The organism is Paenibacillus cucumis (ex Kampfer et al. 2016) (genome assembly GCF_019748695.1).
GTDB classification, from domain to species: Bacteria; Bacillota; Bacilli; order Paenibacillales; family Paenibacillaceae; genus Paenibacillus; species Paenibacillus polysaccharolyticus.
In genome coordinates, this window is the sequence record NZ_JACLIC010000005.1 from 85482 (window position 1) to 105464 (window position 19983).

The 19983-nt window shown below is 47.3% G+C and carries 18 protein-coding genes; 3 read left to right on the forward strand and 15 right to left on the reverse strand.

The features are described 5' to 3' along the window. Positions 1-23: 23 nt before the first annotated feature. The 3 genes from H7T88_RS02635 to H7T88_RS02645 form a co-directional block, all read right to left on the reverse strand. Positions 24-668 (reverse strand): SDR family oxidoreductase, encoded by a 645-nt coding sequence (locus tag H7T88_RS02635; protein ID WP_221786731.1) that lies wholly within the window; start codon positions 666-668, stop codon positions 24-26. Between the two features lie 478 nt (positions 669-1146). Then, positions 1147-2328: an NAD(P)/FAD-dependent oxidoreductase gene (locus H7T88_RS02640; RefSeq protein ID WP_090921560.1), complete on the reverse strand. Its 1182-nt coding sequence runs from the start codon at positions 2326-2328 to the stop codon at positions 1147-1149. A 25-nt stretch (positions 2329-2353) separates the two neighbouring features. Next, positions 2354-2791, reverse strand: a complete 438-nt coding sequence (locus H7T88_RS02645) for a DUF1641 domain-containing protein (RefSeq protein WP_090921558.1) — start codon at positions 2789-2791, stop codon at positions 2354-2356. Between the two features lie 736 nt (positions 2792-3527). On the opposite strand from H7T88_RS02645, the gene H7T88_RS02650 reads away from it, so the two are divergent. Next, positions 3528-3704: a CsbD family protein gene (locus H7T88_RS02650; protein ID WP_090921556.1), complete on the forward strand. Its 177-nt coding sequence runs from the start codon at positions 3528-3530 to the stop codon at positions 3702-3704. A gap of 198 nt (positions 3705-3902) precedes the next feature. Here the strand turns inward: H7T88_RS02650 and H7T88_RS02655 are convergent, their stop codons facing one another. Continuing rightward, positions 3903-4904, reverse strand: a complete 1002-nt coding sequence (locus H7T88_RS02655) for an NAD-dependent epimerase/dehydratase family protein (protein WP_221786732.1) — start codon at positions 4902-4904, stop codon at positions 3903-3905. A gap of 155 nt (positions 4905-5059) precedes the next feature. Here H7T88_RS02655 and H7T88_RS02660 point away from each other — a divergent pair, with 155 nt between their 5' ends. After that, positions 5060-5587: a cupin domain-containing protein gene (locus tag H7T88_RS02660; RefSeq protein WP_221786733.1), complete on the forward strand. Its 528-nt coding sequence runs from the start codon at positions 5060-5062 to the stop codon at positions 5585-5587. A 176-nt stretch (positions 5588-5763) separates the two neighbouring features. Here H7T88_RS02660 and H7T88_RS02665 read toward each other — a convergent pair whose 3' ends face one another. The 9 genes from H7T88_RS02665 to H7T88_RS02705 all read right to left on the reverse strand — a co-directional run bounded on the left by H7T88_RS02665 (position 5764) and on the right by H7T88_RS02705 (position 17405). Continuing rightward, a complete protein-coding gene (locus tag H7T88_RS02665) occupies positions 5764-6423 on the reverse strand; it encodes a TVP38/TMEM64 family protein (RefSeq protein WP_154890033.1) in 660 nt (219 codons plus the stop codon). Positions 6424-6646: 223 nt separating this feature from the next. Continuing rightward, positions 6647-8137, reverse strand: coding sequence for an HNH endonuclease (locus tag H7T88_RS29125; RefSeq protein WP_423246117.1), 1491 nt, complete (start codon positions 8135-8137; stop codon positions 6647-6649). A gap of 45 nt (positions 8138-8182) precedes the next feature. Further along, positions 8183-8332 carry a hypothetical protein gene (locus tag H7T88_RS02675; protein ID WP_186809694.1) on the reverse strand — a complete coding sequence of 50 codons (150 nt, stop codon included), beginning with the start codon at positions 8330-8332 and terminating at the stop codon, positions 8183-8185. 342 nt (positions 8333-8674) lie between these two features. Continuing rightward, positions 8675-9847, reverse strand: a complete 1173-nt coding sequence (locus H7T88_RS02680) for an acyltransferase (protein WP_221786734.1) — start codon at positions 9845-9847, stop codon at positions 8675-8677. A 211-nt stretch (positions 9848-10058) separates the two neighbouring features. Next, positions 10059-10547 carry a GyrI-like domain-containing protein gene (locus tag H7T88_RS02685; protein WP_221786738.1) on the reverse strand — a complete coding sequence of 163 codons (489 nt, stop codon included), beginning with the start codon at positions 10545-10547 and terminating at the stop codon, positions 10059-10061. A gap of 186 nt (positions 10548-10733) precedes the next feature. After that, positions 10734-12089, reverse strand: a complete 1356-nt coding sequence (locus H7T88_RS02690) for a cryptochrome/photolyase family protein (protein WP_221786740.1) — start codon at positions 12087-12089, stop codon at positions 10734-10736. Positions 12090-12283: 194 nt separating this feature from the next. Next, a complete protein-coding gene (locus tag H7T88_RS02695; protein ID WP_221786742.1) occupies positions 12284-13453 on the reverse strand; it encodes a response regulator in 1170 nt (389 codons plus the stop codon). 104 nt (positions 13454-13557) lie between these two features. After that, positions 13558-16671: a hybrid sensor histidine kinase/response regulator gene (locus H7T88_RS02700; protein ID WP_221786744.1), complete on the reverse strand. Its 3114-nt coding sequence runs from the start codon at positions 16669-16671 to the stop codon at positions 13558-13560. A 314-nt stretch (positions 16672-16985) separates the two neighbouring features. Next, the gene (locus tag H7T88_RS02705; protein WP_221786746.1) at positions 16986-17405 is read right to left on the reverse strand and encodes an SRPBCC family protein; all 420 of its coding nucleotides are present in this window, start codon (positions 17403-17405) and stop codon (positions 16986-16988) included. Positions 17406-17601: 196 nt separating this feature from the next. Between H7T88_RS02705 and H7T88_RS02710 the strand changes: the two genes are divergently transcribed. Next, complete coding sequence (locus H7T88_RS02710; RefSeq protein ID WP_221786750.1) at positions 17602-18369, forward strand: class I SAM-dependent methyltransferase; 768 nt, start codon at positions 17602-17604, stop codon at positions 18367-18369. 151 nt (positions 18370-18520) lie between these two features. On the opposite strand, the gene H7T88_RS02715 is transcribed toward H7T88_RS02710, so the two are convergent. Together H7T88_RS02715 and H7T88_RS02720 are read right to left on the reverse strand one after the other, a co-directional pair. Further along, the gene (locus H7T88_RS02715; RefSeq protein ID WP_221786752.1) at positions 18521-18811 is read right to left on the reverse strand and encodes a hypothetical protein; all 291 of its coding nucleotides are present in this window, start codon (positions 18809-18811) and stop codon (positions 18521-18523) included. After that, entirely contained in the window at positions 18783-19817 is a 1035-nt protein-coding gene (locus H7T88_RS02720; protein ID WP_221786755.1) for an NADH:flavin oxidoreductase/NADH oxidase, read from the reverse strand. The genes H7T88_RS02715 and H7T88_RS02720 overlap by 29 nt, the downstream gene beginning before the upstream one ends. Positions 19818-19983: the final 166 nt, after the last annotated feature.

Below are 19983 nucleotides of genomic sequence, written 5' to 3' on the forward strand. Positions count from 1 at the left end.
TCCCGCTAGTTTACAACATCTGTTTACAATTTGCCTAAAGCGTCCGATACAGCATGATCTCCAGCTATCAGATCAAAGGCCATCCGATACGTCTTCTCTTCCTGCAAGGAGGCTGCAATTACACGTGCCACATCTTCACGAGCAATGCTACCCGGTTTCAGGTCAGTACCCACGGCCACTCTGCCGGTTCCCGGTTCATTTTTCAGACCTCCGGGACGAATAATGGTATAGTTCAGATCACTGGCGAACAGTGCACGATCCGCAAAATGCTTCGCTACATAATAGGGTTTGATCTCTTCCGGCCATTTACTCCGCTGATCGGCACCATAGGCACTGACCAGAATATATCTGGAAATGCCCTGTTTCTCTGCGGCCTCCATCGTTTTCACTGCACCGTCCAGGTCGATTAACAATGTTTTGTCCGGACCCGTTGAGCCGCCTGAACCAGCTGTAAACACGATGGCATTCTGATCTTTCATCGCTTCAGCAATCTCATCCACGGTACCCTCCAGATCACCCATGACAACCTGTGCTCCAAGTTCCTTCAGTGCGTCTGCCTGCTCCGGCTTGCGAATCAAGGCCGTAACCTGATGTTTGCCTTCCTGTGCCAGCTGTTCCACCAGGTGTTTACCAATCTGTCCATTTGCTCCAATCACCAGTACGTTCATTGTTCATTCTCCTCTCAGGTTGCGCAAAAGAGCGATATCATTGCTACCTGTCTGCTATATTTTTGTTTATCTTATAGACTTTTAATGTAAAAGCCTTACCTTATCTTTTAAACGAAAGCAGCTGCTTTTAAGCGCTAGCTGAGTCGCTCAACGCTACACGCTTGGCTCCTTGATATATCACAATACGGTATACCAACAGAATTCTTTGGAACGCGCACGTATTGTCCTGCTCATGATAAAGGAGACCCTGCCTCTCTTTCACTATTGCCTTTCTTCGCTCCTATCGGTTTCTAACGTTCCGTTTAATATCTGTATAAAGCCTTGTGTTCATACCTGTGAGCATCTCCGCGCTTCGCTTACCATCTGCATGAAGCATCGCTCCTCTTACTTCTCAGATCATATCAAGCAAGTTCAAGTCCAGAAAAGCATAACAAAAAAAGGACGCCCAATGGGCGCCCTTTAACGTTGGTGTTATAGATTAATAAGCCAGTGCGAACAAGCCATGGATGTGGGACAGGTAACGGATGTTACTTGCTTCTTTCATCATAGTTGCAGGCAGACCTTTCAGACGAGTCTGGTTGCCACCGATCATGCCGACAGCGTCTTTACGACCCAGACTTCCCAGCGTACCGGAGAAGATTGGCGAGAAGGATTCCATTGCGCCACCTTTGAACATTACGCCCAGGTTGTGACCAATGGTTTCACCCATTTGCCAAGCCAGTTGTGCCGTTGGAGGGTAAGGGCGAGCGCCTTCACTAGGGAAGACTACTGCGCTGTCACCAGCAACAAACACATCTTTGTGAGATGTGGATTGCAGAACTTCCGTTACTTTTGCACGGCCGCGATCCACTTCGATTCCACTGTTGGCAACAACGGCATTACCTTGTACGCCACCTGTCCATACCAGTGTGTTCGTAGGGATGGAGCTGCCGTCTTTCAGCATAACTTCGTTTTCTTTCATCTCTGTAATCGCTACGCCAACAATGAAGTTTACGCCGCGTTTTTCGAGACTGGATTTTGCACGATCAACCAGCTCTGGCGGGAAACCTGCCAGGATGGAAGGACCTGCTTCAACCGTGTAGAGGGAGATATCGTTGAAATCGATACCTTTTTCTTTACATACACCTGGAAGAAGATCAACGAATTCGCCGACAAGCTCGATACCTGTCAAGCCGCCACCACCGATAACAAATGTAGCGTCTGCTTTGTTGCCGGATTGCTTGTATGCATCCAGACGTGCTTCAACATGCGCACGAATACGGTTTGCATCACTAACAGATTTCAGCGTGAAGCTGTATTCCTGCAGTCCCGGAATTCCGAAGTAAGCTGTTTCACTACCCAGAGCAACAACGAGTGCATCGTAAGAGTATGTGGAGCCGCTAGTCATGAGAACTTTTTTCTCGTCCGGCTTGATTGTATCCACCGTATCGATTTTCAGGTTCACATCTTTACCGCGCAGCAATTTTTCAAGCGGGAGAGCAACAGCTTGCTCAGCAATGCTTCCTGCTGCAAGACGGTGCAGTTCCGTAATAATTTGGTGTGTAGGGTAACGGTTCACGACAGTAATTGTCGCTTCTTCCGGAGTCAAGTATTGACGCGCAGTCAGCGCAGTCAACAGACCGCCGTATCCTCCACCCAAGATCAAAATTTGCTTCGACATATCCATCCTCCGTTCTTTCTAAGTCTTAACGTTTCGTTTGTTGACGCTCGTTCAAGATGCTCAAGAAAGATTGAGCAAAACGAAGCGATTGTTGTACGTTTGGATCTTTAAGCATTTTAAGCATAGCGAACAGGCCAACCGAAGATTGTTCGGTTTGTGCACGGTCATTTGCCTCGATGGCAGCAGAAGCTACACCTTTAGCTTTGTCTACAACAGGTTTAGCGAACTCACCCATTGCACTCATTGTGTCGCTGATCAGAACTTTGTCTGTAGCGATACCTTGTGCGAAGTCGTAAGCTTTCGTCATTGCAGTAACCATTTCAGCCAATTTAGGCAGGTTCTCCACCAATACAGTTAAAGACTCCTGTACCTCGGGCTTCATCAGTTGATCCAGTACGTCCAGGGACTGGCGCTCTGCGCCTTCTGTTACTGGCACCTCTTGTTGAGTAGGCGATTGTGACATAAGAGAAAGTCCTCCTTTACTTTGGGATAGAAGTCCGCGACTTTCATGATGCCTGTCAAGCTGAGCCGAACCACAAATACATCAATACACTAAATGTACCAAATTTCACACATTAGGATAAGAGCATCCAGAAAGACCACTCTCTCGCATGCATGGTATGTTGGGTCTGTTGCGCACAACACATGTTGACGCACAAAACGACAAGCAGGCCGAAATCGAACTCTATACCCTTATATTACACCTCTTACACATGAACATGAAAAAGAAATTTTTTACACTTGTGAAGATATTGTGAACATTGTAACAAAATCGATTTTTTTGTCAAGGAGTGTTGGCTTGTCTCGACGGGTCATATTTCTTTTCCAAACGCCACGAGCTACCATATGTGGTATTAAGACATGATCACAACAAACCATATGTACGAAAAGCACATATGAAAGTGCATGTTGAACGTTTTTTCAGGAATGGATTTCCAAAAATCTACCGTTCATGCAACGAATTTGGTCACTTTGGTTATTATGCAGCGACAGCCTCAGCCTTATTCTCCCCGTTCAAACATCTTACTCAAGCAAGTATGAACCTTCTCGAAAGAGAATGCAAAAATTCCACCCTAGGAAGGTGCGCTCACAACCTCAGGTTAGAACCCCTTCTCAAATCTATGTGTAATCGTGAACGTTTAAATTATCCTCAGCCCGGTTAATAAGGACTACACCAGACAACGAAGGAGATGTTCGATATGAGTAATTCAACTGGCGATAAAATTAAAGCAGGCATTAACAAGGCCAAAGGCGAAGTGAAGGATCAGATCGGTAACGCGACGAACAACAAGTCCCTTCAGGCTGAGGGTAAAATGGATAAGGCCAAAGGGGCCGTTCAAGATAAAGTGGCCGATGTGAAAAAACATCACGAATAATGTATTCTGGTTTGCATTCTCGGATCATCTTTACGCACCTTGTGTGAAGATCGCAAGAGTGGCAAACCAGCCTGACCGTCGAAGTTTGGGCTCAATTCGTTCGGATACGCCGAACATCTGAATCCGAATCTGATGACGGGGGCGCAAAAAAAGCCAAGGAAGGTGTAGAACAACCACCCTTCCCTGGCTTTTTTTGTTTTATAACGCTGGTACGGAATACCGTGCCATATCAATGATAAAGCTGCGACTTGTACGTGTTGTATGGTACTCCCGGTTGAATAGTCTAACCCAGTCGGCATGCTCCTGGTACCATTGGAATGTTCTCTCCAGACCCTGCTCCAGTGTAGTCTGGGGATACCAGCCAAACGATGCGCGCAACTTGCCGGAGTGTACAACCAAGCTGGAACCTCTGGATTGCGTAGGCTCCAGTTCCCTAATCTCTTTTGCTGTTGCTGATCGATCGAGTGGTTCCAGTAACATCCCGATCTCTTGCATCGTTGTTCCAATACCGGTAGAGATGTTATAGGTCTGTCCATCTTGGCCATGGGTCATAATCTGCTCGATCGCTCGCAACGCATCATCGATATACAGGAAATCACGTACAGCTGATCCCTGAATATCCAGTGGCAATCCATCCAGCATGCGCCCGAAGTTACGCGGGATAATGCGATCAGGAAGTTGCCATGGTCCGTATAAATTGGTCAGACGGAATGTTTTCACCGGAAGTTGATAACATTGAGCGTAGGATTGGGCTAGTGTCTCGCAAGCTACTTTCGAGGCAGAATAAGGGGAGACAGGTGCATAAGGGTCTGATTCGTTGTAAACTCTGCCCCATTCGCCACCGTACACTTCAACGGACGAAGCGAGTAAAAGAGGAATGTCGCGATCGGTAGCATATTGCAGGATAGCTTGTGTACTGAGGGTATTATTGCGAAATACCTCTGCGGGCTGATGATATGAATAGTCGACGTGAGGCATGGCGGCAAGATGAATGATGTAATCTATGTTCGGGGGTAAATGAATATTGTCTTTAGCAAGGTTACACTTGATGAATGGCATGTCGTGCAATGGAGAGCGGTGAACGAGTCTCTGACAGTAGTCATCCTGATCGAGCATAGTAACCTGATGTCCCTTTTGCTCCAAAAACTGTGAAAGATTAAATCCAACAAATCCTGAAGCTCCTGTAACCACAATGTTCACACATTTTCCCCCTACTCCTTTTTTTCATCGGGCGCTTTAAAGAGAATGTCTGTATCGAGTATAACCTGAAAACGATACATTTTGTATCATTTTACAAATATTTTTTTATTCCTTTATTCCCTGAAAGGTTAATACATGGAAAGAGGTGAACCCAAATGAGAGATCTAAGGCAAGATTATAGCGATATCCAGTCCATGAAATTTCAAGACGACGGAGTCATTCCGAATCATCCGCATCTGCCAGTACTTCTGTACAAAGGAGTCTGGCGTACCGAACCTACCCGTGCCGAATCCGAATTGAACCGGAATGAATGGGGCAATAGCTGGATCAACGGTGTATACGATTATCATCATTATCACAGCAATGCGCACGAGGTGCTTGCGGTAATGAGCGGATTTGTGAGGTTAATTATAGGCGGTGAGAACGGAAAGAAGGTCTATCTGGAGAGTGGTGATGTGGTTGTATTGCCCGCTGGAACCGGCCATAAACGTCTGGAAGCCAGTCCCGATTTTCGGATCGCGGGAGCTTATCCTGGAGGCATGAATTACAACACTCGAACAGGCAAACCAGAGGAGCGGCCTGAGGTGTTACAAGAAATTCTAGAGGTTCCTGTACCAGGCACAGACCCGGTATATGGGGAAGGCGGGCCTTTAACCAAGCTGTGGCTCAATCGCAGGGTTTGAGTTGCTGTCTTAATGAAAACCATATAAGCAGGGGGAAGATTCTCCGATTGGAGCTACATTCCCCTTGCTATTCGAACACGATAGAAACGCATCTCACGCGGATTACCCTCCACATCGAGCTTGCCTTGAAGCACAAGCTGACGCACCCGGTATTCCCAATCGTATGCCTTGTCTTCTTATGAGGAAATCGATTTTTCTGAAGCCTGATGTATCGGATGTCGTTCATCCTGATCAGGGTTAAACCGGGTGAAGTGACGCTCCAATTTCCGGCTCGCCCACAGAGATAGTGCAATAAATAACACGACGCCGATCCAGCGTACCGGATGCTCCAGAAACTGCTCTACATTTGAACCAATATACGTTACAGAGAAAATCATAATACCTTTACCGAGCCCCACCGCAAGCAGGAAGGATAACAATCGCATACGGGCGATACCTGCAGCCACATTAATAATGACAAATGGCCCCACAGGAAAAATGCTTAGCAGGAATACATAACTGAATGCGTTTCTACGAATCCATACCATGCTGCGTTGTACACGCGGTTTGCGTGCCCACTTTTCCACAAAAGCAGACTTCCCGATCTCTCGCACGATCAGGAATGTCACGGTACAGCCAAGCACCATGCCGATCCAGGAGTACAAAAATCCTGCCCACAACCCGTACACCGCTCCGTTCACACCCACAATTAATAACGTTGGAAGCGGTGGTACAAAAGACTTCATAAACGTAAGCAAAATGCCCGGCAATGGACCGAGAGAACGAAACTTCTCCAGCCAGAACCGAATATTTTCTTCCGTGATGTATGACATAATATCAAGTGCTGCTGGTGTCATCCGCATCCATCCAATCTATTCGATCTATAAAAGCAGTACGTTTTAAAAAACAATTCGACTGCCGCCCTCCAAGTATAACGTACATTAGGATGTCGCATCGTTGTCAATTTGAAGAAATATTTGAATAGGAGAGCACATCAAAAAAGCACACCCTGATCATTCACCCAGGTGTGCTCTACATATGAAAGCTCCTGAAACTTCAGGAGCATAGCTTGTCTATCGCTTATTCCAATCCCGTTTCCTGTACCTCCAGCGCAAGTAGTTCTGCCTGATGGGCTGCATTCCACTCCGGAATGCCCGAACGCATGAACTCGTCCGCATCCATCGCCGCTTTGGATTGATTACACAGATTGCAGGCACATACACAATTGAGCGGTGTTGTATGTCCACCTTTGGCCCGTGGAAGAAGATGATCAATAGTATCTCCATAGGAGCCGCAGAAGTAACAGGTATACTTGTCACGGTCCAGAATAAACCGCTTGAAATCCTTGTTGCTGAACAATCGGCGAATGGTATAGCGATTAATCACAACGGCAGCTTTTTCCTTCACCAGTGTAACGGCAAGTTCCATATCCACTTCCTGATGCCAGCGGCGTCCTTTGTCCGTTTTGCCGCGCATGCGCACCATGCCCTGACGGTTGGTCCGGAGCGAAGCCGGATCTTCCGGGTCAATCGCTGCCGGCGGCGCGTGATGACGCCGCGGTCGGCCATCCATGCCAGCCCCGTGACTGCGGCTGGCATGCGATGGCTCGCGCCCGGCGGCGGCTGGCTGTGCCTTCGCCGCCGAAGAAGCCTTGCCCGTGCTGGCCTCGTCACGGGCAAGGCCGGGCTCCGGCGCAGGGGCCTCAGCAGCTTCGCTGCGGGCCTGCCCTGCGCCGGGCGCGAGCGCCGCTGCAAGCTTGCGGCGCCGCTTGCGTTTGCGCCGGGCTGCGGGTGGCTCGTCCGCAGCCACAGGCGCTGGCCCTGCTGCCGGGCCTTCCGGCGTAGCCGGCAGCAGGGCTTGGGCCGCCGATGCTTGCTCGGCGGCCGGAACTGCAGCGGCAGCTCGCTTGCGCGCCCGCTGTGCACTGCCCTTGCCATTCGCAGCGGCTATGCCTGGCGAATGCACATCGCCGGGCGGATGCTCCCCGCCCGGCGGCCCCCCATCCACCGCATGCAAATCAGTGGATGCCTCACTCTCGCTCTCTTCCTGAGCAGAGGCATGCGCATGTATCACCTCTGACGGCTTCTTTTTCCGCCGTCTTCGGCGTTTTTTCCGCTGGCTGGGCGTATCACTAACCGAAACGATCGCTACATCCTTCTCCATCTGGTCGATCAACACAGCCCCAGCTTCAGCATGTGAATTTACGTGTTTCCCCAAATCACGGCCTTGTTCCTTACCTGCGGCTGACCCCTGCAGCGCAATCCGCTCATTCCGTTCCCGTTCGTTCTTCACCGGAGATGAAGTCATGTCTTCCCGAAGGGTGTTGTCCATCCCATCTCGACGCTGTTCAGCCTTTACAGATTGAGCTACTTCGGCCATATGTTGCTCTCGTACACCGAGTTGACGACAACGGCGACAGGCTCCGCGTCTGGCTCCGGAACTCGCACGCCTTCCCGTTCTACGCCGAAACTCCGACGCAGGCCGTCGCTCTCCGCAATGCATACATATCTTCGTTTGTGGCGTTTCGTGTGCTGTCTTCCCTTCGCGGAAAGCGGCTGATCCTGTCTCCATGGTTGTCACCTCGGTTCCGTATGAATCCGGTTTCTTTCTATTGTATCACAACTGCTCGCGAACACCCTCATAGCTATAAGACTTGTATTCTTCCGACTTAAATTCAGTTGCCTGCTCACTGCATTCGTGGAGAATGTGCTCCACATATTCCAATATATCTTGCATCGGTTTCCCGCATTGTTCACATCTTGTCATGTATGATCACCTTGATCCTGTTCTCGAAGTAATAAGTTGAACTAAAGCTGTCTACACGGAGCACTACGACGACAGAATAACCTTCCCATCGCTGTTATCCCCGGATTTTTCTGTCCTCTCCGTTTCTGTGTAAATAAATAATTCAACTTATATAGTAGTTATTATCTTTCCGCCTTATGATTACCCTTGTATTATGAAAAAGAAACATTCGTTCCCACGATAAACACCCATAGTATCTGCAGAACCCCGGAATCACTTCAGCACAACAAAAAGCCATTCTCAAGCTCAACCTAAGGCTGAACCGAAAAATGGCTTTTGAACAGGTATGATCTGACTTCAAGATCAAACATCCACTTGCCCCGAATGTTGTTGCGGTACAAGACGCGGCTTCGGTTTGGGCAGATTACCAAAGATAATCCAGGCATGTGGCAGGAATCGTGCCGCCAGCCCAACCACAATCCATGAAGCGATCAGTGCAATACCAAATCCGGCGGCGTACCACAGATGAATCAACCAGGATACCCCCGTTTGGGGTGGATGCTCACGATAAAACAAAAGGAAAAACGGATGAATCAGATAAATGCCGAAGGATAGTGCACCCAGTCGATTTAACGGTTTGACGATTAGTGCAGGACCTTTGCGGTAGAGCAAGTATGCAATCTGGATAATAACCAGTGCACAGGCAAAGGTATGCACATTCCAGAAAAGCTCATACCATAACGTGTTATAGGTCGCAATTTTCAACCGTAGCAAATAATAAATATATACGTGAGCAAGTCCCGCCATGATCCACACAACCCACAGCACAATCCATGAAACTACGCGCATTTTAGTTGCATTCGTCCGGCTGATCACAAACCATTGTTTGATCTGCGGGAAATATACGCCCATAAAAGCTCCAAGCATGAAATAGGAGAAATAAGAGAAAGCCCAGCTTCCTTTGTTGGGCACCTGGAACCCGTATTTATTACTGACGATGAAGGCCCATTGAATAAAAAGCCCGATCGGGATAGACCACTTTACAACAGCAGGATGTTTCTTCAATAGCCATAGCACGAGTGGGAAGATGAGATAAAATTGCATATTAATAAAAACAAAATATAGATGCGTGTAGGCTTTGCCTGTAAACAGCCTTTCAATAAAAGTAATCAACGACTCATTAAACGGGCGTCCCTGGTAATACAGGTAATGCAGCACAACAAAATACATAATCGAAAACAGGAAGTAAGGCAACAAAATGTAGACAAAGCGCTTCTTATAAAAATTCGTGACTAATCTCTTGTCTAGCGGACGGGTATAATAATTATAGAACAGCACAAAGCTGCTCAAAAAAATAAAGGTTGGTGTACCATATTTCATGAAAATATTAACAAAGTTGTACAACCAATAGTAACTGGAATTGGTCATTTCCAGCGTAGCATTGGAGGTGGAATGTACAAATAGCACACCGATAATCGCCACAGCCCGTACGAGATTTAACTCCGGGATTCGTTCTCTTTTCAGTGTTTGACTCATGGTTTAGAGGTTCTCCTTTATGTATTCGTCAATATGTTAAATATGACTTAGTCCATTAAGCTCTCTATCTATTAAAAGGCATATCGCTTAACATGTGTAGTCCAATTCCTTAATTTTTCTTTAATTTCCAAGAAGTTTTCAGATCATTCACATCGTCAGACATGTCAAAAAGACCGCTGTGACGCGGCCTGAGGCTTGTTGTGTCGTTACTCTAACTTTTTTTATTTACCGGTACAAAAATGTTAAACTCAGGTTCATGATCATTGGAATCCTGCTTCATAGGGTACACTTCATAATGCGTAAGCGGTTCATTCGATAGAAAAAGTCCCTGTTCTTCAATCCATGCATAGATTAAATGATAAGAAGATTCAATGGATTCTCCTTTGATATGGGTGTATTTCACATAATCATGTGCCGGAACTTCAAATTGAACCATTCCCTCCGGGACATTCGGAGATGCCACGTCATCTACCTGGACGGCAACATAGTGGACAAACCCGGTTTCTGTCATATGATACGACAAACCCAATAGCTCATCCGGATGCATCATATTCTTGATTTCATGCAGGCGACGCTTAAATTCGGTCTGCACCTTGCGAATACCTCCAGCCCCTGCCTCAGCGAACGTTCCCTCCCATTTCAGACCAATCATTGTTGCGGCTTCTTTACCGATCAACTCTGCAGATTGTATTTGTTTCATACACCTCATCCCTTCGTTCAACAATAAAATCGACAATGCCATGTTTTCCTGTTCTAACTCTACCTTATACTAAAACAGTAACAAATTCTGTAATTAAATACCATATTTAATTACATTTCGCACATGTCCTAATTTATATAACAAAAGGCAAGGAGTTCCCTCCCTGCCTTCATCATCATTCAAAATTCAGTTTTTCTCCCGACTCGCCAGAATCTGCTTGTACACGTCAATGGCTGCCTGTCTGGAAACTTTCAGATCTACGATCGCATCCTTGCGTGGTTGGTGAATCTCCTTGCTATGCAAATCCTTCAACTCGGGTAGCCACTTGCGAATATAGTCGCCCTGAGCATCATACTTCTCAGACTGCGTAACCGGATTATTCACACGGAAATATGGCGCAGCATTTTCACCCAGCGAGGCGCACCACAGCCAGTTCCCCCGATTCTGGATGTTATCATAATCTTTCAGCTTCCTTCTGAAGTATGCTTCACCCAGCGTGAACGGACACTGAAGGTTTTTCGTCAAAAACATCGCTGTCAGAATGCGGAGCCGATTGGGCATATGCCCGGTCTCGTTCAGTTCTGTCATGGCTGCATCAATAATCGGAATGCCCGTTTCCGCTCTGCACCAACGTTCGAAATGAGTATCTTGAAGAACAGAGAGATCATACACTTTTTCATACGTAAAATAATCTTGCTCATAGACTGCCCTGTACAAGTAGAAATCGCGGAAACAGAGCTGTCTGATCCACTCCCCAGCTTCGGATATACGCTGTGCAGCATCATACATCTTGCGAATAGATACTGCCCCCACAGCTACATATGAGCTGAGATGGCTTGGCTCATAGGCCTCGAACTCATCCCGATGATCCCCGTAATCTGCTACTCGTTCGGACAGAAAACGATCCAGCAACATATGTGGATTCTCTTCATCTCCTGCCTCATCCGAATTCTCCAACAAAGCATGAGGAACCTTCATAGCCTCCGGCCAATCCACAATTCGTTCAGTGACGTCCACGTCTGCAATCGTGATTGCCGATGGTGGATTAGGATGTTCATTCATGAATTCAACCCAGCGTCGATGGAAGGCGGCAAAGACTTTATAGGGTTCTGATTTGCCTGTGAAACTGGCGAAGGCTTTCAGATCAACCAGCAAATGATCCGTCAGTTGGGTGAATGTGATCCCATAGGATTCACAGACTTTACGTATCTCTCGATCCCGTTCCATCGCATATGGCGTCATGTCCCGATGGACGACAATCTCACTGATCTTGTCCTCCATGTGGCTCAGTAACCAATCCACCACTTCGGCGGGTTTGCCATAAGCTACTTGCAGCTGCCGTTTCGCTTTCTTATACTTTCTGCCCAGTGTTGCGGCATGACGGAGGAAGTTTGCACCGCTATGCTCCTTCTCCCGGCCTTGCCGGAGCAGGAATGGATCATAGATCAACACATGCAGGCTCTCTTCTTCCTGCTCACGCAAATAATCCAAAGCGCTTAGATCATCTGTACGCAGATCTTTGCGGTGTATGAATAATTTCATGCGCTACACCCCTTCTGCCTAGGGCGTGTCTTGAAACCTATTGAAGTGCATCTTTCACCGCCTTTTCCCCCCTGCTGCGTCAGTTTCCCTTGACGTGCCCCAGCACGCCTGCAGAAAACTTCCTTGCTTGGAACGAAAATTCAGCAAAACCTGCCTTCTTCAGAGTTTTCAGACACGCCCTAAATATCTATTGTCTATTGTTTGGTCAGACTTTCGTATAGTTTGCTCGTTTCAGGTTCGGGCTGATGACCCAAATCCTCTTTCAAGGTCAATGTAAAGGAATGATACAGTCGCAATATGCCTTGTTGATCATCCATGGAAGCATAGATCTCCATCATTAACCGGCAGATTTCTTCTGAATAAGGCTCACGTTCCTGCAATTCCATTAATAGCTCAATCGCCTGCTCGCCCCGCTTGTGGGACATCTCCCAATGAGCGATATCCATGACAAGTCCCATATACTTACGACGGAGCTCCCTGCTCTTGGATCTGGCCCAATCATAGTCATGCTCTTCCAGATAATCGCCGCGATACAGCAGGGCGACCTGTCTCAGCTCGTTCACATTATCCGAAGTAACAGCTTCATAGGACAAGGCCTGCTCAAATTGTTCAATATCGCTCACCAAGTTACCTGTCAGCAGACGATAACGGTTCATATTGTACTCCAGCTTGCCTGTCATGTTCCATTCCTTCAATAATTTGCGAATCTGATAGACAGAAGTATGTAGCAGTGTCAGCCCTTTATCCTGAGATACATCGGCCCAAAGCTTATCAAGCAGAACCTCCTTGCTTACCCACTCTTCCCGGTGATGAAACAAAAATGCAAATAACTCCTGAGATTTGGTGGTGCGCCATTTATGCTTCTCGGCGCTATGATCCATACTTCTGAATATATCCAGATGTTTAAAAGTCAACAAACCAGGTGCTTTAAATTCCAACTCCTCGGCCTGGGCTTCAGGTTCCGATTCTTGCACCTCCATCGTCGCTGCTGTCTGAGCGTGATAAGACATCGTACCTGCAATACGATCGATGGTCTTGCTAAGTCTGGCAGAACTGACCGGTTTTAATACATAATCCAGAGCATGCAACTCGAATGCCTCCACCGCATGGTCCGCATACGCGGTTACAAATATGATTCGAATGCTTGAATCGAGTTGCTGTATATATTCAGCCGCTTCCAGACCATTAACCTCTGGCATACCAATATCCAGAAATACAACATCCACACGATCGATGGTCAAATAATGAATACCTTCGCGTGCTGTTGAAAAACATTGAACAGGATTAATTCTTCCATCTGACTGCAGCAGGCGCTGCAGATGAAGCTGCGCCGGCTTCTCATCATCAATGACTATGGCTCTCAACGTTCCCCAACCTCCTGCCATGAGAGATTTAATATGGATAGCCGCTATATCGGCTTTGGCTTATTCATGTTAACCATACTTACCCAATCCATGAACTCAAAGTCTCATGTAAAATGATTAACCTGGTTCAGCGGAATATGAAATTGAATTTGTGTACCGCTTCCTACATGACTCTGAATATTCAGTCCCTGTCCATAGAGCGACATAAGACGGCGATTGATATTTTGAAGCCCAACACCTCCGGGACCTTCTGTTCGACCTGACTTCACCTGAGCCATACGTTCAGGAGGTATACCCACACCGTCATCCTGTACACGAACGATGACATCGTCACCTTCCTGGAAAATATGAAGCCGCACCGTACCGCCTGCAGCCCTCTCCATAACCCCATGACGAATCGCATTCTCTACAAGCGGTTGAATGGTGAGCGGTGGTAAAAACAACCTTAAATCCGGCTGTACTTCATATTTAACGACAAGCCTGTCTTCAAACCTCGCCTGTTCCAGATGAACGTAGGACTCTACCAATTCGAGCTCTTTGTACAACGGAACCAGTTGATCCCTGTTCTGAAAATCAAAGCTGCCTCGCAAATAATGACTCAATTCGATAAGCAGGTCCGTTGCCTTATCGGGATCTACAGCACAAGTTGCAATAATTACATTCAGCGCATTGTAGAGAAAATGAGGTTTGATCTGCGCCTGAAGAAAGGCCATCTCCGCCCGAATCGTATCCTGTACAGAGGTACGCAGGTCGATCAGCGTTCGAACCCGCGCCCGTAATTCACCCGCATCGACAGGTTTACTCAAAAAGTCATTTGCCCCCGCCTGGAAGCCATGCCGAATATCCTCGGGTAATCCACGAGCAGTCAGCATCAGAATAGGCAACTCGGACAACGAACGATGCTCCCGAAGCTTGCGACAAAGCTCCGGACCGGACATTTTGGGCATCATCCAGTCGGTAATAACCAGATCTATGGATGGGTGTTGCTCATACAGCTCGATTGCTTTAAAACCGCTGTCTGCTGCAATGACCCGGTAATGCTCCGTAGAGAGCAAGTTCAGAAGCACATGTCGATTCACAGGATCATCATCCACAATCAGAATCGTAGGTTCCCCAACATGATTCCCATCCTGTTCCTGCATTGGACTGGAGTCATTCAAATCCCTGGCAACATAGTCCTTCGCCTTTTTCCCTTGTGTTGTCACATAACGAGCCGGCACGGGGTTGATCTGTTCTTGTAGTAACGGTAATTGTACAATGGGTAACGTAAAATGAAACGTCGATCCGACTCCCGGTTTTGATTCGACCCATATTTCGCCTTCACCCAACTCAACAAGTTTTTTCGTGATGCTGAGACCCAGCCCGGTCCCCTCATAAGCCCGTTCCATCGTTCCATTGCTTTGCTCGTAAGATTGGAAAATATCATGCAGCCTTTCGGATGCAATCCCCACGCCAGTATCCGCAACAGATACTCTGACCTTGTCCCCTTCCACAGAGGCATACAGCCGGATCACGCCATGCTCCGTAAACTTGTAAGCATTGCCAAGAAGGTTATAGAGAATCTGCCGCAACCGATGCTCGTCTGCTTCCACCAACGGTAATGCATCAGGCCATTGCTGAATCAGCACAATGGGCTTGTCATCGAACGTAAACCCCGAAACCTCAACCACTGTTCGAGCGACCGACTCCAGATCAACAGGAACGCGATTTAACTCGATTTCACTGTTTTTTAGTTTGGAGAAGTCCAAAATATCATTGACTAGCAGAGATAATCTTTTCCCGGTAGCAGTAATCATGGACAGATTTTTGGCTTGTTTTGGCGTAACAGCTCCTGCCGCTCCTTCCAGCATAGACTCCGCAATGTTAATAATGCCATGTAGCGGTGTCCTCAGCTCATGCGACGTATTCGCCATGAATTCATCCTTGAGGCTGTCAATCACCAGCAAACGCTCCGACAAAGCTTCCACTTCAAGGAATGACTGCGCAAAACGAATAGCTGTAACAAACATCTGAATCAGAACAAATAACAGAAGTTCAAGTAATGCTAGAAAGGCGGTATCAATGGCCACAAATGCCCCGATCGTGAACAACACAACAACCATGATAATACTCATTAGGCCGACCAATGCAAAGTGGCTGTCGTTTGTCCTCTTACGCGACCAAAAGATCATGGTTCGTATCGCATAGAATAACACCGAGAACGAAATAAGCAGCATCGGTGCTTCAAAGGCCGAGAATAGTGTGGTGGGAAAAGTAAGACCTATCAGAGACTGAGCAACAAGCAGAATAAAGCCCAAACGCACAAACCAACCATGGACGGCCCCCGGCACTAATGCAGCCAGATATCGAAGCAAAAAATAATACGAGAATGCTCCGCTGAGAAGTTGAAGTCGAAGCATCGCATCGTGCGTCAGTAAAGGTATAAATGTGGCCAGCAGCTTCTCACCATGCGTGAGGGCATACAATGCACCCGAGAGGCTGAACAGTCCTAGAAATTGGAGCTCTTTCTCACTGCGGCGCAGCCTGAACAACACGAGAAAAAAAACAGCGGGCAGAATAAATCCAAACAAGGTCATTAGATCCTTGAGCCCGTCCAACTGCTGGCTTCGGAAAATACTAGCCTCATCCCCGAATAAAACAGATGCAACTATACCTCCAGAGGCATAGCTATAATTGGATACCTGAATAATAATGTCAGCTGTATCTCCCTCTATGGAAGTAAAGCCTGTAAAGGGTAGATTCTTTTGACGGTCTGAATCTTTGGTTACCCCAGGAGAACCCGTACCCCCTATGAGATTTCCATTAATAAAAATGCGATGTGACATGCGTATATTCTGTGTATGAATCCCATAACGTTTCTGTAAGTGGCTTGGGGTGAGTTTCACTTGCATGTGATATGTTCCATAACCTTGTCCTTTTCCAAGTGCTGCATTCCATTTGGACGGAACCCGAACATCCATAGGAGCGGACAAGGGTCTGCGGCCTGACATATCCGCTTCAAAATCTTCCGGACCGAGCAGCTTGTCAGGATAGTAGTCCCAGATGCCATTTAGCTTAGCGACACCTTCCTGGCTGAAATCCCATTGACGTAAATCTATACGCCCCTTTATAACCTGAGGATTGTCCCGCTCACTGATCCATACCTGGGCGATCCATCCCAGTGGAAGCAGAACGACACAAATGAAACTTAGTGTCAACATGATCCAGTGTTTTCTCATCTATGTATTCCTTCCACCCTCATTACAGCGACAGATATCACTTTTTGTCGATTTTTTTCTATAAATCCATGTTACACGTTTCCGGTGCTCACGGAAATAGTTCATGAACAGTTTTAGCTCATTTCATAGCAAAAAAATGCTTTTAAGGCTTTCTTATGGTAGGGCGACAGGCCAAAAAGCCCCGAACTATTCTCGCCAGATGGAAACCAGGGAGAAGCCGGGGCTTAGAGATGCTCTTAGGGTAGGGTACGTAGGTACGTAGGGTACGCAACGCACATCCTGCATTTCGTGTTATTCGGTGGCTGCTTTAAGCTTTACTTAACGACCTGAACCAGCTTCTGTACAAGACCAGCCCAACCTTGAGCCATACGTTCGCGGATCACCGCATGGGCCTGTCCGAATTCAGTCAGTTTATCCGCATCCCATCCGCTATGAATCAATGTAAAATGGGTTCCTTCCGCTTGTTCAGCAAGTTCAAATGTTAACGTCCAATCTTTTCCCCAGCGAAAGCTCAGCTTCTGTTGCGGTTGCACTTCAATCACTTGGCAAGGGGATTGTCCAAAAGGTCCTGCTTCCAGTGTGAATTCATGTCCTTCGACTGGCTCCAAATTGCTGGGCATGAACCACGACCCCAGTCCTTCTGCTGTCGAGACCTTAGGCCATACTTTTTCAACAGATGCCATCAATACAAGTTCTTCCTTAATATCTGGTAATGCCGTTGGTGATGATTCCATTCCTGGGTTACCTCCTTGACGCTTTTTTCTAACTCAACCTATAATGGGTTTATCTTACATATAAGGTGTGTGATTCCTATGATAGTCTGCTCTGAAAAATCCATTTCCAAACACGGTTGCCGGAAGGGATAGTTCCGCAAGAATTTACCTTCCACACTTCTGTTTTAAACATACTTACTAGTGGAGGTATTATACAATGTCATTCAGTTATTACGGCCCTTTATGCACCAAGGTATACGATATTACCAAGCCTATCGGACACTCCTTGGGAGGCGATATCGAATTTTACAGCAACCTGCTGCAGCATTGCAACGGACGCATCCTTGAAGCAATGTCAGGTTCTGGCCGAATGCTCATTCCATTACTCGAAACAGGGTTGAAAGTTGATGGAGTCGATTATTCAGAAGCTATGGTTCAGTCCTGCCGTTCCCGATGCACCGAACGTAATCTACCTATGCCTGAGCTGTTTGTAGCCGATCTTGAAAATTTGCAGCTTCCCTATCGTTACGAAGCCATTATTATTCCAAGCGGCTCACTGATGCTTATCCAGGATCGTCGTTCTTCTATTCGAATCCTCCAGAATCTGTATGATCACTTAGAGGCAGGGGGCAGGTTAATCTTTGATCTCTTTTTGCCTGACGTGACGAAGCCTGCTTCCATTGATACATCTACTGTCCGCTTACCAGGTGGTGACACGATTACCATTGAAGTGAGAACGACCGAAATCAATCTGTTGCACCAGTATAAAACAAACCTGATTCGCTATGAACAATGGCACCAAGGTAAACTCGTGGGCACGGAGATGCAGGAACTCACCTTAAGATGGTATGGTGTGGAGGAGTTACGTCTTGTGCTGGAGAAGATTGGATTCACCGATATCGAAGTCTATGCAGACTTTGATCCCGAGCAAGCTCCCACACAATCCAGTCAAAAGTTCGTCTATGAAGCAAGACGCAAGAAATAGTTATATGAGTTTGGTGCACGATTTGAACCACCCATAAGATATGCACCAAATAACGATGGTTCATTAAATTGGCCACCACGAACGCCTTACCAACGATACACTAACGATTCAAGAAAATAGGATGCAGAAATTCTAACGATCACCACGGGCCTTATTTGCCCCTAAACGAGGCTTTCCAAATTCTAACGATCTCCAGTGAGCTTATTTCATCGAAAAACCTGAAAAACAGTTCCCATTGAAGCAAAATAAGCCAAATAACGTCTCTGGTGATCGTTAGAAAATAGGAATGGCTGAAATCACCTAAATAAGGTTTCTCCTGATCGTTAGCGCTCTTCACGGCCGCTAAGCTGGTGCATGGCTTTCCTAGTACCCGGTGCCCTGCTTCCTGATAGGAAGCGTCAGCCACCACACCATCAATATCCCCGAGAATATTGCTCGGCAATCGCCGCCTGCTCTTTGCTGACACCTAGTTCAAGAGCAGCATGATTGGCCCAGTATGGGTCACGTAACATGCCTCTGCCAATGGCAACCAGATCAGCATCTCCGTTGCCGATTACGGCCTGTGCCAGTGCCGCGTCCTCCAACATGCCTACAGCGATTACAGGTGCCTTCAACTCGTCCCGAAAACGACGGGCAAAAGGAACCTGATACCCCGGATAGTTCCCGGGTTTACGCTGACCAGATGGCCCTTCACCGCCCGAACTGATGTGGAACATGTCCACGCCTGCTTCCTGATAGGCACGGCCAATCTCGATGGTATGATCGAGATCATACCCGCCGTCCGCATACTCCACCGCAGAAATTCGCATAATGAGCGGCATGTCAGCAGGCATTTCTTTTTTCACCGCACGAATCACCTCTACGCCAAAACGAGACAGATCTTGTCCATACACATCCTCGCGATGATTCATCAGCGGAGAGTGGAATTGGTGAATCAGATAACCGTGTGCACCATGCAGCTCGATTGCATCCACACCCGCTTGAACCGCACGACGCACACCATCTGCGAACTTCTGCACCATCGCTTCCACTTCTTCGGTGGTCAACGCGCGCGGCTCTTTATATTGTTCTCCCGGAAACGTGACAACAGAAGGAGCAACAGGCTGGGGTGCATCCTCGGCTTTACGTCCTGCATGTGCGATCTGGATCGCCACTTTAGAGCCGTAAGCATGCATTCCGTCTACCAGCTTGGCGAAGGCGGGGATATGCTCGTCTGACCAAATCCCCAGATCATTGTCTGTAATCCGTCCGTCCGGGTCAACGTCTGTCATTTCAATAATAATGAGCCCTGTTCCACCCACAGCACGGCTCACATAGTGAACCTGATGCCAATCATTCGGGATGCCATCCTTCGCCGTAACCGAATATTGACACATCGGTGCCATAACGACACGGTTCTGTAACGCTAAGCTTTTATATTGATAAGGTGAGAATAATTGCTCTGTCATTGTTGAGTACAACTCCTATCCATGGTCTATATCTGTAGCTTAGTTGGGTGAACATGTCATCCGCCTGAACTGATCAGTTTGGTTCCATATCTAACGATCACCACGGACCTTATTTCCCCCCCAATGGGGCTCTCCGAATTCTAGCTATGATGAACGTAAACAAGGA

Coding starts and splice junctions, on each gene's coding strand:
- H7T88_RS02635 (WP_221786731.1), bottom strand. CDS start 668: ATGAACGTACTGGTGATTGGAGCAAATGGACAGATTGGTAAACACCTG.
- H7T88_RS02640 (WP_090921560.1), bottom strand. CDS start 2,328: ATGTCGAAGCAAATTTTGATCTTGGGTGGAGGATACGGCGGTCTGTTG.
- H7T88_RS02645 (WP_090921558.1), bottom strand. CDS start 2,791: ATGTCACAATCGCCTACTCAACAAGAGGTGCCAGTAACAGAAGGCGCA.
- H7T88_RS02650 (WP_090921556.1), top strand. CDS start 3,528: ATGAGTAATTCAACTGGCGATAAAATTAAAGCAGGCATTAACAAGGCC.
- H7T88_RS02660 (WP_221786733.1), top strand. CDS start 5,060: ATGAGAGATCTAAGGCAAGATTATAGCGATATCCAGTCCATGAAATTT.
- H7T88_RS02665 (WP_154890033.1), bottom strand. CDS start 6,423: ATGACACCAGCAGCACTTGATATTATGTCATACATCACGGAAGAAAAT.
- H7T88_RS29125 (WP_423246117.1), bottom strand. CDS start 8,137: ATGGAGACAGGATCAGCCGCTTTCCGCGAAGGGAAGACAGCACACGAA.
- H7T88_RS02675 (WP_186809694.1), bottom strand. CDS start 8,332: ATGACAAGATGTGAACAATGCGGGAAACCGATGCAAGATATATTGGAA.
- H7T88_RS02680 (WP_221786734.1), bottom strand. CDS start 9,847: ATGAGTCAAACACTGAAAAGAGAACGAATCCCGGAGTTAAATCTCGTA.
- H7T88_RS02685 (WP_221786738.1), bottom strand. CDS start 10,547: ATGAAACAAATACAATCTGCAGAGTTGATCGGTAAAGAAGCCGCAACA.
- H7T88_RS02690 (WP_221786740.1), bottom strand. CDS start 12,089: ATGAAATTATTCATACACCGCAAAGATCTGCGTACAGATGATCTAAGC.
- H7T88_RS02700 (WP_221786744.1), bottom strand. CDS start 16,671: ATGAGAAAACACTGGATCATGTTGACACTAAGTTTCATTTGTGTCGTT.
- H7T88_RS02705 (WP_221786746.1), bottom strand. CDS start 17,405: ATGGAATCATCACCAACGGCATTACCAGATATTAAGGAAGAACTTGTA.
- H7T88_RS02710 (WP_221786750.1), top strand. CDS start 17,602: ATGTCATTCAGTTATTACGGCCCTTTATGCACCAAGGTATACGATATT.
- H7T88_RS02720 (WP_221786755.1), bottom strand. CDS start 19,817: ATGACAGAGCAATTATTCTCACCTTATCAATATAAAAGCTTAGCGTTA.